Raw genomic sequence first — 15,086 nt, 5'->3', positions numbered from 1 at the left:
GCCCCTACTCGCTCTGCCTCACCTGCCCGAGGAGAACCCGCCTTGTCCGTCTCCGAGCCCGTCGGCACCGCACCCGCAGCGGAGGCCGTCATAGCCGCCGACGCGCCCCAGCCCGCCCCCGGCGCGCCCCAGCCCGCCCCCGGCGCGACCCCGCCCCGCACCCCGCTCATCGCCCGGGCCGCCGCCGAGCTGGTCGGCACCGCCGCGCTCGTGGCGGTCGTGGTCGGCTCCGGCATCCAGGCCACCGAGCTGACGCAGGACGTGGGCCTGCAGCTGCTGGCCAACTCCACGGCCACGGTCTTCGGCCTCGGCGTCCTCATCGCTCTCCTGGGCCCGGTGTCCGGAGCACACTTCAACCCGGTCGTCACGCTGGCCGAGTGGTGGACGGCCCGCCGCGGCGGCGCCGGCGTCACCGCCCGCGAGCTCGCCGTGTACCTGCCCTCCCAGATCGCGGGTGCGATCGCGGGCGCGATCCTGGCGGACGCGATGTTCGGCGAGCCCCTGGTGAAGTGGTCCACCCACGACCGCTCGGCCGGGAACCTCCTCCTCGGCGAGGTCGTGGCCACCGCCGGCCTGATCCTGCTGATCTTCGGCCTGGCCCGCACCGACCGCCTGCGCTTCGCGCCCGTCGCGGTGGCCTCGTACATCGGCGCCGCGTACTGGTTCACCTCCTCCACCTCCTTCGCCAACCCCGCCGTGACCGTCGGCCGCGCCTTCACCGACACCTTCGCGGGCATCGCCCCCGCCTCGGTGCCCGGGTTCATCGGCGCCCAGCTGGCGGGCGGGGTCGTGGGCCTGGCCCTGGTCGCGGTCATCTTCATGCGCGGCAAGCACGAGCCCGCGGCATGACCCGGCACGCGGATGTGGTGGTGGTCGGGGGCGGCCAGGCAGGGCTCGCCGCCGGCTACCACCTGCGGCGGGCGGGCATCGACTTCACCATCCTCGACGCCCAGGCCACTCCCGGCGGCGCCTGGCAGCACGCCTGGGACTCGCTGCATCTCTTCTCCCCGGCTGCGTACTCCTCCTTGCCCGGCCGCCTCATGCCGCAGCAGGAGGGCAAGCCCTTCCCGGACGTCGCGCACGTGCTGGAGTACCTGGCCGACTACGAGAAGCGGTACGAACTCCCCATCCAGCGCGGCGTCCGTGTCACCGGCGTGCACGACGCCTCGCCACTGCTGCGCGTCGAGACGGACACGGGCGCCTGGACCGCCCGCACCCTCATCAGCGCCACCGGCAACTGGTGGCGCCCCTTCCTGCCGGCCGTTCCCGGCCGGTCGGAGTTTCAGGGCCGCCAGCACCACACGGTGGAGTACCGCAGCCCCTGGGACTACGCCGGCCAGCGCGTGATCGTCGTGGGCGGCGGCAACTCCGGCGCCCAGATCGCCGCCGACCTCGCCCCGCACGCCACCGTCCGCTGGGTCACCCAGCACCCGGCCCGCTACCTCCCGGACGAGATCGACGGCCGCGCCCTCTTCGAACTCGCCACCCGGCGCGTCCAGTCCGGCGGTCCCCGCCTCTCCGACCTCGGCGACATCGTCGCCGTCCCGCCCGTACGCGCGGCCCGCGACGCGTGGCTCATCCCGGACCACCGGATGTTCGACGGCCTGACGGCCGGCGAAGCCCGCTGGGCCGACGGCGCCGTCTGGCCCGCCGACGCGATCATCTGGTGCACCGGCTTCCGCCCCGCGCTCTCGCACCTGACTCCGCTTGGCCTGCGCACGGAAGGCGGCCGCATCCCCACCGAAGGCACCCGCGCCGTCGCCGACCCGCGGATCCACCTCCTCGGCTACGGCGACTGGACCGGCCCGGCCTCCGCCACCCTCATCGGCGTCGGCCGCACCGCCCGCGAGGCCGCCCGCCAGATCGCCGAAGTCCTCAGCGCCTGAACCGTTCAGGAAGGGGAATCATCGCGGTGAGCAGGCCGTGATGAGCGAGATCGGGATGGACCGGCAGGCCGTGTACGCGGACTACGAGCGCGCGCGGCAGACCTTCCACGACCTGCTCGACACTGCCGCGACGGCCGACCTCGCCCGCCCCACGCGCGGTACCCGGTGGACCAACGGGCAACTGCTGTGGCACATGCTCTTCGGCTACGTGATCGCCCGGGTGCTGCTGGTCCTGGCCGGCGTCTTCGGGCGGCTGCCCCGCAGCGCCGGCAAGGCCTTCGCCCGGGCGCTGAACGCCGCGACCGTACCGTTCGACTGGGTCAACTACGTCGGCCCGTGCGGGGCGGTGAAGGTCTTCGGGCCCCGCCGGACGGGCGCCACCTTCGACCGCGTCATCGATTCCCTGCACCGCCGCCTGGCAGCGGAGTCGGATGCCGACCTGGCCCGTGGCATGCACTACCCCGTCCGCTGGGACCCGTTCTTCCGGGACTTCATGACGCTCGCGGACCTCTACCGCTACCCGACGCAGCACTTCGACTTCCACCGCCACCAACTCACTCTGGACGGGGAGCTCAGCTGATCAGCGGGCTCCGACGCTCCAACAGGACCACGTCACGCCACACGCCGCGCCGGCGGCCGATGCGCTCGCGGGTTCCGACGACGCGGAAGCCGACCCGCTCGTGGACGGCGAGGCTGGCGGCGTTCTCGGGAAAGACCCCGGACTGGATCGTCCAGATGCCCGCCGCTTCGGTCGAGGCGATCAGTGCCTGGAGCAGGGCGCGGGCGACGCCACGGCCTCGCGCGGCCGGGTCGACGTACACGGAATGCTCGACCACGCCCGCGTACGCGCATCGGTCCGATACCGCGGTCGCGGCGACCCACCCGAGGACCTTGGCGTTCTCGTCCATCGCGGCGAAGCGGTGGTCCGGCAGCTTGGCGGCGTCGAACGCCTCCCAGGTCGGGGCGGTGGTTTCGAAGGTGGCGTTGCCTTCGTCGATCCCGGACCGGTAGATCGCCAGCACCTGATCGGCCTGCGCCGGCGCCATCGCGGCGACATTGATCTCAGCAGCCATCGGCGGGCGCCCCCTCGCCGAGGATCGCTCGTACGGCGCGGGGGAAGACGCTCTGGCAGGTGTGGTTGACCGTGTAGAGGGTGGAGGTGCCCTGCTTTTCGGCGAGGACGAACCGCACCTCGGCGAGGATCTTGAGGTGGTGCGAGACCGTCGACTGGCCCACCTCGGCCCGAGCGACGATCTCACCCACGCTCATCGCGCGGTCCTCGCCGGCCAGCAGGTGGAGCAGCCGCACGCGGGTGGGATCGGCCAGGGCCTTGAACCAGCCCGCGTACGTGTGAGCGTCTTCTTCGCTGAGCGACAGGTCAACCTTCATCGTCTATCGACGATAATCGATAGACGATACGGGCGCCACCACATCGGCAGGACCCACCTGTGCGCGGCCCTACGCCTCGCGGGCGGAGTCGACCAGCAGCGCCCCCATGGCGGCGAGCACGGACGGCTCGACCCGGTAGTACACCCACGTGCCGCGCCGCTCGGAGGACAGCAGCCCCGCCTCCTTCAGCTTCTTCAGGTGATGGGAGACGGTCGGCTGGGATACGCCCACATCGGAGATGTCGCACACGCAGGCCTCCCCGCCCTCATGGGAGGCGACGGCGGAGAACAGCCGCAGGCGCACGGGATCCCCGAGAGCCTTGAACATCTTGGCCGCGACCTCGGCCTCGCTCGCGGACATGGCGCGCTCGGTCAGCGGCGGGCAGCAGGACGCGACGGCATCGGGCTCCAGGAGTGGCAGAACCTCCGCATTCGACATACGTCTATGTTGACACACATCGAACCAGGTCGGCAGGGGCGACCTCATGTGCGGTCCAGGAAGGCCGCAAGGCGGCGGGCGGCCCGCGCGGCGTCGCGGCCTACCCCGCGCAGGGAGTTCGAGGACAGACTGCGCTGCCACTCCAGGCCCACGAAGGCCAGGCCCGGGTGGGTGAGGGAGGCTCCGCCCTGGTGGTGGGGTCGGCCGGACATGTCCAGGGCCCCGTCGAGTCCGGCGAGGTAGGGCAGGTCGGGTCGGTAGCCCGTGGCGAGGATCAGCGCGTCCACCGCTTCAACGACCCCGTCGGCCCAGGTGACCTTCTCGCCGTCCAGGCCGAGGAACATGGCGCGCCGGTCCGGTGCGCCGGCGCCCAGGGCTGCGCGGTAGCGGCCGTCGTCGAGGACGGGCTGGGCAGGCGGGGTGCGCAGCAGGCGCCCCAGCGGTGCGGTGTCCAGACCGGTGCGGGTCAGCCAGAAAGTCAGGTCGCGGCCCAGCAGGTGCTGGGGGGCGAATTTCAGCGGCGCCCGGGTCGCCAGCGTCGTACGGCTCACCCGGGCGAGCTCGGCTGCGATCTGGACCGCGGAGTTGCCCGCCCCGACCACCACGACCCGCTGCCCGGCGAACGGAGCCGGGTCGCGATAGCCGGCCGCATGCAGTACCCGGCCGGTGAACGATTCCAGGCCCGGCAGCGCCGGACGGAGGGGACACCCGAAGCTGCCGGTCGCCGCGACCACCGCACGCGCCGCGAGGCGCCCGCCACCCTCCAGCTCGACGGTGAAGCCGGCGCCGTTCGCCCTGACCGCGGCCACCCGACGGCCGGTGCGGATGTCGGCCTGGAGCCGGTCGGCGTAGGCGGTCAGGTAGGCGACGACCTCGTCGCGGTGCGGATAGCGGTCCGGGTCGCCGCCGAACGGCATGCCGGGCAGCGCACTGAACCGGGCCGGGGAGAACAGAGTCAGGCTGTCGTAGTACCGCGGCCAGGACCCGGCCGCCCGATCCGACGCTTCCAGGATGACCGGCGCCCGGCCCTGCCGGGCGAGTGCGTCCGCGGCCGCCAGACCCGACTGGCCGCCTCCGATGACCGCGACGTCCACATGCTCCACAAGAAGCCTCCGATTTGATGAATGTCTATGTTGACGGTCATCGAAGCAGGTGCCATGCTGGAAAAGCAAGCATCGATAGATGTCGAAACAAGCAAGGAGCCTGCCATGAACGCGCCTGCCACCACCGAGCTGCCGGTCGTCGTCATCGGAGCCGGTCCCGCCGGCCTCGCCGCCGCTGCCCACCTGGTCGACCGCGGCATCGAACCCCTCGTCCTGGAGGCCGGCTCCACAGCCGGCGCCGCCGTACGCGAGTGGGCGCACGTGCGGCTGTTCTCCACCTGGGGCGAGGTCGTCGACCCGGCCGCCGAGAAGCTCCTCGCCCCCACCGGCTGGGTCAAGCCCGACCCGGCCACCTACCCGTCCGGCGGCGACTGGGCCGAGCTCTACCTCCAGCCCCTCGCCGACGTCCTCGGCGAGCAGGTCCGCTACGACGCGAAGGTCACCGGCGTCTCCCGCACCGGCCGCGACCGTATCGTCGACGCCGACCGCGAGGCGCAGCCCTTCGTCATCAACTACGAGACCGGCGACGGAGACGAGCAGCGCGTCTGGGCACGAGCCGTCATCGACGCCTCCGGTACGTGGGCCACCCCGGGCCCGGCGGGCGGCAGCGGACTTGCGGCCCTCGGCGAGAAGGCGGCATCCGACCGCATCACCTATCGCGTCCCGGATCTGAAGGACCCCGCCGTCCGCGCCCGGTACGCAGGCAAGCGCACCGCGGTCATCGGCTCCGGCGCCTCCGCCTTCACCGCGCTGGCCTATCTGGCCGACCTCGCCAAGGACGAGCCGGGCACCCACTCCGTGTGGATCCTGCGCCGTGGTATCAGCGGCTCGACCTTCGGCGGTGGAGCCTCCGACCAGCTCCCCGCCCGCGGCGCCCTCGGCCTCGCCGCCAAGGCCGCCGTCGACAACGGTTACGCCGACGCGGTCACCGGGTTCCGCACCGGCGCCGTCGAGCGCGACGGGGACCGGCTGGTTCTGGTCTCCGAGGAGGGCCGCCGCCTGGACCCGGTCGACGAGGTCATCGTCCTCACCGGCCTGCGCCCCGACCTCTCCTACGTCTCCGAACTTCGCCTGGGCCTCGACGAGCGCCTCCAGGCGCCCCTGGAGCTGGCCCCGCTGATCGACCCCAACCAGCACTCCTGCGGCACCGTCTACCCGCACGGCGTCAACGAGCTCTCCCACCCGGAGAAGGACGTCTACCTCGTCGGCATGAAGAGCTACGGACGCTCCACGGCCTTCCTGGCCATGACCGGCTACGAGCAGGTCCGCTCCATCGCCGCGGCCCTCGCCGGCGACCGGGAAGCCGCCGAACGCGTCGAACTCACCCTGCCCGAGACCGGCGTCTGCGGCGGCGCCGGCCTCTTCGACCAGCCCGAGGTGGCCGAGGCGGCCGAGGCGACCGGTGGCGGCTGCTGCGCAGCCCCCTCCACGCTCACGATCGGCGCCCCGGCCTCCTCCGGCGGCTGCTGACCACCGTGCAACCCATCCAGGCCGACGCGGCCGCGACCGGAACGGGGACCCGGGCGCGGCCGCGCGCCGTGCTGCCCGCCCTCTGCGCCACGCAGATCACCGGCTGGGGAATCGTCTACTACGCCTTCCCCGTCCTCCTGCCACGGCTGACCGCCGACACCGGCTGGTCCACCAACGCGGCAACGGCCGCGTTCTCCCTCGCGCTCCTGGTCTCGGCCGTCGCCGGGATCCCCATCGGCCGGGTCCTCGACCGGCGAGGTCCGCGCGCTGTGATGACCGTCGGCTCCACACTCGGCACACTCGCCCTCCTCCTCATCGCGGCCGCCCCCAACCTGCTTGCATTCACCCTTGGTTGGATGCTCGCGGGCGTCGCCATGGCCGCCACCTTCTACCCGCCCGCTTTCGCCGCCCTGACCCGCTGGTGGGGCCCCGACCGCGTCCGCGCCCTGACCATCGTCACCCTCGCCGGCGGACTTGCCTCCACCGTCTTCGCACCCCTGACCGCCCTCCTCGCCGAGCACCTGAGCTGGCGCGAGACGTACGCGGTCCTCGCGGTGATCCTCGCCGCCATCACCATTCCCGCGCACGCCCTGGCCCTGCGCGCCCCCTGGCCGGCCGCCCCACCCCAGCCACCGGTCGTCGACCGCACTCCCATCCCGCGCAGCCGCCCGTTCCTCCTGCTGGCCGCGGCCTTCACCCTCTCCAGCTTCGCCATGTACGCGGTCGTCATGGGGCTCATCCCCCTCCTCACCGAGCGCGGCGCCACGCCCACGCAAGCCGCCTGGGCGCTCGGCCTGGGCGGGGCGGGCCAGACCCTCGGCCGCACCCTCTACGCGAGCCTGTCCACCCGCACCTCCGTCACGACCCGCACCGTCACCCTCATCACCCTCGGCGGCGCCACCACCGCCGCACTCGCCTTCGTCTCAGGCCCCGTACCCCTGCTGGTCCTGCTCGCGGTCCTGGCCGGCGTCGTCCGCGGCAACCTCACCCTCCTCCAGGCCACCGCCGTCACCGACCGCTGGGGCACCACCCATTACGGCCGCCTCTCCGCCCTCCTCGGAGCCCCCGCCCACATCACCGCAGCCCTCGCTCCCTGGGCATGCGCCGCCCTCGCCGGCCCCCTCGGCGGCTACCCGCACCTCTTCGCGGCGCTGGCCGCCGTCTCGCTCATCGCGACAGCACTGGCGGCCGTACCTGCCAAGAAGACTTTCCCGACGACGAGTTGACACGCTCGGCGCGGTAACCGACCCACCCCGCCGAAGAGCCCGGAGGCCCCAGCCCGCCTACGGAGCCATGCTCAGCCCCTCCACGCAGCCCTGCTGATCTCCATCGGCTTCGCCCGGCTCGGCAACTCCGTCGCCCGAGCCAAGATCACCCACGCCCCGCGGCTCGACCCAGCGCGCACGTATCTCCGCCGACGGATCATGCACCACCCGCTACACTGACGGCGGTGGCAACGCCCTCACGGGCTGCCACCGCGCCTGTCGCCAGACACGCCTGAGCAGTCCGCCTACCTCGGCAGACTTTCAGACACGTTTTTCGACAGATCCCCGCCTTCGTAGCTCAGGGGATAGAGCACGGCTCTCCTAAAGCCGGTGTCGCAGGTTCGAATCCTGCCGAGGGCACACTTCGAGGACCCCCCGCCGTAAACGGCTGGGGGTCCTCTCGCGTTGTGGTTACCATGGCGCCCGTGTCGCGTGACGCCGCCTACTGAGATGTGGGCCGGGCGGTGGTTGGGCAGGCACCTGTTGGTGAAGGACCGGGCCCATGGGCATGTACGCCACCGGCTACGGGTGATCCCCCTCGGTTGTTCCGCTGCCATCGCACGCACACACACCGTGAGGAATCCACACTCCGTGTCATCGTTCAATCAGGTTGTCATCGAAGAGTTCAGGGCGAACGCCGGCCGCGTCGGCGGGCCCTTCGAAGGATCCGAGCTGATCCTGCTCACCACCACCGGAGCCAGGTCCGGCAAACCGCACACCGTCCCGCTCGGGTTCGTCCGCGAGGGCGGCGGGGACGGGGGCGGTGAAGGCGACGCCCGCCGCGGCGGCGGGCACCTGCTGGTCGTCGGGTCCGCGGGCGGGGCCGACCGGCATCCCGCCTGGTATCACAATCTGCTCGCGCGTCCCCTCGTCCAGGTTGAGACCGGGACCGAGGAGTACGAGGCCGTCGCCGTGCCCGCCGAAGGGGCGCGGCGCGACGAGCTGTTCGCGCACGTCGTGCGCGAGGAGCCCGGGTACGGGGAGTACCAGGCGGGCACCGCGCGGGTGATCCCGGTCGTGGCGCTCCAGCGCACGCACGAGGCACCCGCCGCGGAGGGCGGGATCGCCGGGAAGCTGCTCGACGTGCACGGCTGGCTGCGGGCGCAGCTCTCCCTCGTACGCGACCTCGCACGGGAGGAGGAGCCGAGCAGCGGCGGGCCGGCGTCGCTCGGGCTGCAACTGCGCCAGCACTGCCTCGCGTTCTGCCACTCGCTGGAATTCCACCACAGGAGTGAGGACGCCGGACTCTTTCCATACCTGGAGCAACAGCATCCCCAGCTGCGGGAGTTCTTCCGCCGGATCGGAGCCGAGCACCGCGTCATCGCCCGCCTGCAGGAGGAGTTGGTGCGCGCGCTGGACGCTCCGAGCGCCGGATTCAGCGAGCGGGTGGAGCGGATGAGCCGGGAGCTGGAGGATCATCTCGACGCCGAGGAGGCGCAGTTGCTTTCGGTGCTGCGGGCTCTGGAAGCGTGACGCGGGCCTCGGCGCCGCCCTCCTCCCGGTTGCGGAAGGCGAGGGCGGCGCCGAGGACCTGGGCCTGGCCGGCGGCGATCGTCAGGCCCAGCCCGTGGCCCTTGCTCGTGCCCTCCGTGCGGAACCGCTGCGGGCCGGTGGTGAGCAGGTATTCCGGGTAGCCGGGGCCCGCGTCGGTCACCGTCAGGATCCGGCCGTCCACCGTGATCGTGACGGGGGACGCGCCGTGGCCGTGCGCGTTGGCGACGAGGTTCCCGAGGATCCGCTCCAGGCGGCGCCGGTCCGTCTCCACCCGCAGGGAGGAGACCACCTCCAGGCGGGTGTCGGTCCCGGAGGCGCGGATCGTGCGCGCCGCCAGTTCGGCCAGGTCGTACGAGTCCAGCTCCACGCGCTCGCTGCGCGTGTCCAGCCGGGAGATCTCCAGCAGGTCCTCGGTCAGCGAGCGCATCGCCTGCACCCGGTCCCGTACGAGCTCGGCCGGGCGGCCCGGGGGCAGGAGCTCGGCGGCCGCGTTCAGCCCGGTCAGCGGGGTGCGAAGCTCGTGGGCGACGTCCGCAGTGAACCGCCGCTCCGCTTCGAGCCTGCACTGCAGCGATGCGGCCATGGTGTCCAGGGCCCGGGAGACCGCCGCCACCTCGTCCTTGTTCCGCCGACTGTCGTCGACCCGCGCGTCCAGGTCGCCCGCGCTGATCCGGCGGGCCACCTGCGCGGTCAGGTGCAGCCGCCGGGTGATCCGGGTGACGACGAACGCGCCGACGAGGAGGGTGCCGCCGATGGCCAGCCCCGAGGAGCCGAGGATGGCCCGGTCCAATTCGGCGATGGTCCGCTCGCCGGCACGGAAGTCCACGGAGACGGCTATCGCGGTGCCGTGGTCGGCGGGCCCCGCCGCCCACATGGCGGGGCGGCCCCGGTGCTCGCCGATCGCCGTGCCCCGCTTGCCGCCGACGGCCAGCGCGCGCAGCCGAGGGGGCAGGCCCGCGGGGTCGATGCCCTCGCCCCGCGGCAGGCGGGCGCCGGCTTCGTAGGCCTGGACGGTCCGCTCCAGCTTGGTGAGGGCCTTCTCGCGCGCCGTGCCGACGGTCTGGCGCGTCATGGCGCTGTGCACGAGGCCGCCGAGCAGTGCTGCGAGGCCGCAGCACATGAGGGTGATGAAGACCGTGGCCTTCCAGGTGAGGGTGGAGGTCCAGGCGGGCAGCCGCATCACGTCCATGGTCCTCGAGGCCCGTCCGTCCTTGCGTGGGAGACGCGGATGGTGAGGCGATCAGGTCCCGGTGACCCTCCCCCGCCGGATCACGTTAATGCGCCCGTCTCGGCAGGGGTGCGGCGGGATCATGCCCCCAGGCCGGCGCAGCAGACGACGTGGTGGTGCGGTGCCCGTCCTCCAGCTCTCCGTCGCAGGTCAGCGGCAACGCCGCGGCGCACGAGACGCACGAGACGCACGAGACGCACGAAGCCCTCCCGGCCGAGGCCGGAAGGGCCGTGCCACCACGAATGCGCCGTCCCGTGAGGGGTCAGCTCAGACCACTGCTGCGTTCGCCGATACGGTCGCCCTGCGGAGTGCCGGCCCGCTTGAGAGCGGCCTTCGTGTGCAGTCCGCCCTTGACCTTGCTGCGTACCGGCCCGTCGAAGCCGTGACCCGGAGGGCGCGGCGGCTGTGCCTGCTCCTGCGCCTTCGCGATGGCCGCCCGGACGTCCCGCTTCTGCTCTTTGTTCATCCCGTCGTCAACTCCCTCGGGAAGCACCCAATCGGACTACTGGGATCGTATGCATATAAACGGACCAACGCACCTGGACCGGTGCGTAAAGAAATTCCGATCAAGAGTTCTCGATCAGTGCGTATGCGTGCGGGGTCGGCGCGTGCAGGACCGGCGCGTGCTCGGCGCGTGCGGGATCAGGGGCGGGGCGGAGCCGGCCGGCTCGGCTGCCCCAGCGTCTGGTGCACCAGGTCCTCCGGGCAGGGCGTCCCCCGCGGCAGCTGGTACTTCGCCGCCACCCGGTACTCCCCCGGCGCCGGCGCCAGCAGCTCCGTCCACACGTCGCCGGTCTCGTCCGGAGCAGCCTTGAAGAGGCATCCCGCGGTGTTCGCGTACTGCTTGCGCAGCGCGCCGCCCTCCCCGCTCCCGCCCCGCGCCCTCGAGGCGAAGGTCTCCTGCGGCGGCGGCACCGGCTTGCCCGCCGCGTCCACCAGCCCCAGCCACGGCGAGTGCGGGATCCGCACCAGCACCCGTCCGGCCTGCTTCACGTCGATGACCAGGCGGTCGGCGCCCGCCCGCGACACGGTGGCCGGGCCGGTCACGAGGTCCGTCGGCTCGTGGACCTTGAAAAGCTGCCAGTTCGCGTCGCCCCAGATCTGCTGGAGGTACGGAACTCCCCCTCGCACCAGCCTCGCCTCGTCCTCGCCGCCCGAGTCGGGTTTGTCGGCGGGCAGCACCACGTAGTGCACCGCCCAGCGCTCCAGCCAGGCCCGGTAGCTGTCGGCGGTGAGGGTGTCGTCGTAGAAGAGCGGGTTGCGCTCGAGGTCGGCCTGCCGGTTCCAGCCGCGCGCGAGGTTCACGTACGAGGGGAAGGCCGAGGACTCCCGGTGGCTGCTGGCCGGGACCACCTCGACCCGGCCGCGGTCGGCGCCCGCCTTCTGCAGCTGGTCGACGAGCGGGGCCAGCTCCCGGTTCCAGGCGGCCACCGGGGTGGTGCGGACGATGTCCGTGATGCTGTTGGTGGTGATCCAGGCGTTCAGCCCGGCGAAGGCGAGCAGCACCCCGTACCAGCGCCGGGTGCGCGGGACCTCGTACGGGAGGGCCGCGAGCAGGACGGCCCCGCCGAACAGCATCACCATCCGGGTGACGTTCGAGCCGACCTGGGAGTCGATCGCCCAGGTCAGGAAGACGCCGAGGGCGTAGACCGCCGAGGCGATCCGGACGGTCTTCCACCGCCTCGGGACGAGGAACAGGATCAGCAGCGCGAACACGAACGGCAGCCCGGCCGAGCCCAGCTTCATCGGCTGCGTCCCGGAGAAGGGGAACAGCCAGGCCGACAGCCCGACCACGGCCACGGGCGCCAGCCCCAGCGCGTACGCACCCGGGCGCCGCCGGCTCAGGAACAGCGCGGCGGCGATCACCCCGAGGAAGAGTCCGGCGACCGGACTGGCGGCCGTCGCGAGGGCGGCCAGCGGGGCCGCCACCGCGGCCTTGGCCCAGCGCCGCTCCGCCCATTTGCGGGGCCAGCAGAAGACGGCGGCGACGGCGCCGAGCGCGAACATCACGCCGAGGCCGAAGGTGACGCGGCCGGACAGCGCGTTGCACAGCAGCCCGTACACGCCGGCCAGGGCGGGCCACAGCGGCTCGCGCACGGAACCGCGGCAGCGGGTCAGGATCAGCGCGAACAGCCCGGCCGAGACGGTCCCGGCGATCATCATCGTGGTCCGGACGCCGAGCATGTGCATGAGGTAGGGCGAGACCACGCTGTACGAGACGGGATGCATACCGCCGTACCAGGCGAGGTTGTACGCCGAATCGGGGTGACGCCCGACGAACTCGGCCCAGGCGTCCTGCGCGGCGAGGTCGCCGCCGCTGTTGGCGAAACAGAAGAACCAGACGACGTGCAGCACGCCGGCGAGGACGGTCGCGACGGTCACCGGATGGCGGCGGGCCCGGTCCAGACCGGCTCGGAGGAGACCGCCGGGCCGAACGGCGCCGGGGACGGTGGGAGTGGTGGCCGTGGGAGTGGCGGCGGGGGTGGTCGCGGCGGGGGCGGGGGTGGCGGCGTGCTCGGGCGTCCCGGAGCCGCCTGCGTCGCCGCCTCCGTCTCCGTCGCTGTCGCCGTCGGCCGACGCTACGGCTCTCCGGCGCCGGCCCTGCTGCTCAGCGGTGGTCACTGCCGCACTCCCCAACGCATCGGTCCACACCCGCACCCGCACCCGCACACGCACACATCCCGGGTGCCAAGACGCGCCCCGGCGCCCCGGGGTTGCCCGGGGCGCCGGAACCACGCTCTCACCCGATGTCAGCCGACGCGCGTCAGCTTGCTGCCGATCCCGGGCGCGGCCAGGTCGCTCTGCAGCGCCACCGGCACCTTGACCTGGCTCGCACCCTCGCCGACGGTCAGCACGCCGACCTCGGTGCCGGCCGTCGCGGTCTGCGGCAGCTTGCCACCGCCGTCCGCGAGCTTGACGTCGACGGTCAGGGAGGCCCAGCCGACCGCCTGCACGTCGGCGGTGGCCACGACCGGCGTCCGGCCGCCGAGGCCGTCGTCGACGTAGCCCACGACAGCGCCCTTCTTCACGACGGGCGCGCCTTCGAGGGCCTTCTGCGTGGCGATCATGAGCTGCTTGCTCGCGGCGATGACGCTGTCGATGATCGGCGCCTTGTGCTGGCCGAGGACGGCTCCGACGATCAGCTGGTTGGTGTTGCCGACCTTCTTCTGCGCGGCGAAGAGGAGGTTTCCACCCGCCTTCGTCGTCGTACCGGTCTTGATGCCGAGCGAGTCGTTGTACGGGACCAGGCCGTTCCAGTTGCGCCAGTTCTTGCCCGACGGGTCGGTCCAGTTGCCCTTCTTGGTGATGTCGAGCAGCGTCTCCATCTCCACGAGCTTCAGGCCCAGCTTCACCTGGTCCTCGGCGGTGCTGACCGTGGTCGCGTCCAGGCCCGAGGGGTCCGTGTACGTGGTCTTGGTCATGCCGAGTTCCTTGGCGGTGTCGTTCATCTTCTTGACGAACGCCTCCTGGGAACCGGCGTCCCAGCGCGCCAGCAGCCGCGCGATGTTGTTGGCCGACGGGATCATGAGGGCGGCGATCGCGTCGTACTCCGAGATCTTCTCGCCCTCCTTGACCGTGTCGAGGGTGGACTCGTTGTTGACCGAGTCGTTCTTCTTGCCCTCGGTCTCGGCCGTCTTGTCGATGTCGATCATCGCGCCCTGCTCACCCTTCTTGATGGGGTGGTCGCGCAGGATGATGTACGCCGTCATCGACTTGGTGACGCTCGCGATCGGCACGGGCTTCTGCTCGCCGGACTGGCCGAGCGTGCCGAGGCCGGCGGCGGCCATGTAGGCCTGGCCCTCGGAGGGCCAGGGCAGCTGGGGCTTGGAACCGTCGAAGGTGTACGAGGACGTCGCCGTCATGACGAGCTTCGGCTCGGGCAGCGGGCGCACCAGCTGCACGACGGCGAGGATGATCGCCAGCAGCGCGACGAGCGGGGCGTAGATCTTGAACCGCCGGACGGCGGTGCGCATCGGGCTCGGCGGCGGGGGCGGGTTGTTCGTGAGGTCCGCCAGCATGTCGAGCGGCGGCTTGGGCGGCAGGGGCTGCTGGGTGGTCCGCTCGGACCGCGCGATCCGCTCGGCGGCGGACAGGGGAGCCGCGGGGGCTGGGGCCGGCGGCGCCGGAGGGGTCGGAGGGGTCGGTGCCTTCGGCGGCAGCTGACCGGCCGCGGCCTTCGGCGCACCGCCTTCCGGACGCAGCGGGACGAAGGTGCTGCCCTTGGGGGGCACGGGCGCCGACTTGGCGGCATCCGACGCGGGGGCGGGCTTCGAGGGCGCCGCCGGCTTGACCGCTTCCGGCTTGACGGCATCCGGCTTGACGGCATCCGGCTTGACCGCCGGCTTGACCGCCGGCTTGAAGGCGCGGAAGACGGCGGTGCGCTCACCGTCGGCCGACTCCTCGGCGGGGGCGGGCTTCGGGGCCCGGAAGACCGCGGTGCGCTCGCTGTCCGCGGACTGCTCGGCCGCGGGCTTGGGCTCCCGGGCCGGGGCCGCGGCAGAGCCGGAAGCGGAGCCGGGCTTCACGGCCCGGAACACGGCCGTACGCTCGCTGTCCGCGGGCTCGTCGGCCGCGGGAGCAGTCTTCGGCTTCTCCGTCGCGGGAGCCGCCGACTTCACATCGGCAGCCGAGCCCGACGCAGAAGCGGAATCGAACTTCGGCGCCCGGAACACAGCAGTGCGCTCACTGTCCGCAGGCTCCGCAGCCGCAGGAACAGGCTTCGGCTTCTCCGTCGCGGGAGCCGCCGACTTCACATCGGCAGCCGAGCCCGACGCAGAAGCGGAATCGAACTTCGGCGCCCGGAACACAGCAG

14 protein-coding genes and 1 tRNA gene are annotated in these 15,086 nt (G+C 72.5%); 7 read left to right on the top strand and 8 right to left on the bottom strand.

Annotation, left to right across the window (positions count from 1 at the left end; all coding sequences use genetic code 11):
- Positions 1–42: 42 nt before the first annotated feature.
- The 3 genes from ACWGIF_RS26005 to ACWGIF_RS25995 are packed head-to-tail and all read left to right on the top strand — an operon-like array spanning position 43 to position 2,466.
- Positions 43–849 (top strand): aquaporin, encoded by an 807-nt coding sequence (locus ACWGIF_RS26005; protein WP_453500944.1) that lies wholly within the window; start codon positions 43–45, stop codon positions 847–849.
- Positions 846–1,886 (top strand): ArsO family NAD(P)H-dependent flavin-containing monooxygenase, encoded by a 1,041-nt coding sequence (locus tag ACWGIF_RS26000; protein WP_453500942.1) that lies wholly within the window; start codon positions 846–848, stop codon positions 1,884–1,886. Before ACWGIF_RS26005 ends, ACWGIF_RS26000 begins: the two co-directional genes overlap by 4 nt.
- 40 nt (positions 1,887–1,926) lie before the next feature.
- Positions 1,927–2,466: a DinB family protein gene (locus ACWGIF_RS25995; RefSeq protein WP_453500940.1), complete on the top strand. Its 540-nt coding sequence runs from the start codon at positions 1,927–1,929 to the stop codon at positions 2,464–2,466.
- On the opposite strand, the gene ACWGIF_RS25990 is transcribed toward ACWGIF_RS25995, so the two are convergent.
- The 4 genes from ACWGIF_RS25990 to ACWGIF_RS25975 form a co-directional block, all read right to left on the bottom strand.
- The gene (locus ACWGIF_RS25990; protein WP_453500938.1) at positions 2,459–2,959 is read right to left on the bottom strand and encodes an N-acetyltransferase family protein; all 501 of its coding nucleotides are present in this window, start codon (positions 2,957–2,959) and stop codon (positions 2,459–2,461) included. The genes ACWGIF_RS25995 and ACWGIF_RS25990 overlap by 8 nt on opposite strands.
- Positions 2,949–3,275 (bottom strand): ArsR/SmtB family transcription factor, encoded by a 327-nt coding sequence (locus ACWGIF_RS25985; RefSeq protein WP_453500937.1) that lies wholly within the window; start codon positions 3,273–3,275, stop codon positions 2,949–2,951. The genes ACWGIF_RS25990 and ACWGIF_RS25985 overlap by 11 nt, the downstream gene beginning before the upstream one ends.
- Positions 3,276–3,344: 69 nt before the next feature.
- The gene (locus ACWGIF_RS25980) at positions 3,345–3,713 is read right to left on the bottom strand and encodes an ArsR/SmtB family transcription factor (RefSeq protein ID WP_453500936.1); all 369 of its coding nucleotides are present in this window, start codon (positions 3,711–3,713) and stop codon (positions 3,345–3,347) included.
- A gap of 44 nt (positions 3,714–3,757) precedes the next feature.
- Positions 3,758–4,816, bottom strand: a complete 1,059-nt coding sequence (locus ACWGIF_RS25975) for a flavin-containing monooxygenase (RefSeq protein WP_453500934.1) — start codon at positions 4,814–4,816, stop codon at positions 3,758–3,760.
- 105 nt (positions 4,817–4,921) lie between these two features.
- Here ACWGIF_RS25975 and ACWGIF_RS25970 point away from each other — a divergent pair, with 105 nt between their 5' ends.
- The 4 genes from ACWGIF_RS25970 to ACWGIF_RS25955 all read left to right on the top strand — a co-directional run bounded on the left by ACWGIF_RS25970 (position 4,922) and on the right by ACWGIF_RS25955 (position 9,024).
- Complete coding sequence (locus tag ACWGIF_RS25970; protein ID WP_453500932.1) at positions 4,922–6,286, top strand: NAD(P)-binding domain-containing protein; 1,365 nt, start codon at positions 4,922–4,924, stop codon at positions 6,284–6,286.
- Between the two features lie 5 nt (positions 6,287–6,291).
- Positions 6,292–7,512: an MFS transporter gene (locus ACWGIF_RS25965; protein WP_453500931.1), complete on the top strand. Its 1,221-nt coding sequence runs from the start codon at positions 6,292–6,294 to the stop codon at positions 7,510–7,512.
- Between the two features lie 326 nt (positions 7,513–7,838).
- Positions 7,839–7,911 (top strand) — tRNA-Arg (locus ACWGIF_RS25960).
- A 231-nt stretch (positions 7,912–8,142) separates the two neighbouring features.
- Positions 8,143–9,024, top strand: coding sequence for a nitroreductase/quinone reductase family protein (locus ACWGIF_RS25955; RefSeq protein ID WP_453500929.1), 882 nt, complete (start codon positions 8,143–8,145; stop codon positions 9,022–9,024).
- On the opposite strand, the gene ACWGIF_RS25950 is transcribed toward ACWGIF_RS25955, so the two are convergent.
- The 4 genes from ACWGIF_RS25950 to ACWGIF_RS25935 form a co-directional block, all read right to left on the bottom strand.
- Positions 8,927–10,225, bottom strand: a complete 1,299-nt coding sequence (locus ACWGIF_RS25950) for an ATP-binding protein (RefSeq protein WP_453500927.1) — start codon at positions 10,223–10,225, stop codon at positions 8,927–8,929. The genes ACWGIF_RS25955 and ACWGIF_RS25950 overlap by 98 nt on opposite strands.
- Positions 10,226–10,535: 310 nt before the next feature.
- Positions 10,536–10,739 (bottom strand): hypothetical protein, encoded by a 204-nt coding sequence (locus ACWGIF_RS25945; protein WP_453500925.1) that lies wholly within the window; start codon positions 10,737–10,739, stop codon positions 10,536–10,538.
- 176 nt (positions 10,740–10,915) lie between these two features.
- Positions 10,916–12,895, bottom strand: a complete 1,980-nt coding sequence (locus tag ACWGIF_RS25940) for an MFS transporter (protein ID WP_453500923.1) — start codon at positions 12,893–12,895, stop codon at positions 10,916–10,918.
- 128 nt (positions 12,896–13,023) lie between these two features.
- On the bottom strand, positions 13,024–14,892 hold the full coding sequence (locus tag ACWGIF_RS25935) for a D-alanyl-D-alanine carboxypeptidase family protein (protein WP_453500921.1): 1,869 nt from the start codon (positions 14,890–14,892) through the stop codon (positions 13,024–13,026).
- Positions 14,893–15,086: the final 194 nt, after the last annotated feature.

It is taken from the genome of Streptomyces sp. NPDC054849 (assembly GCF_053610945.1).
Note: the sequence above shows the minus strand (reverse complement) of the source record. Positions and strands in the feature narration are given on the sequence as shown.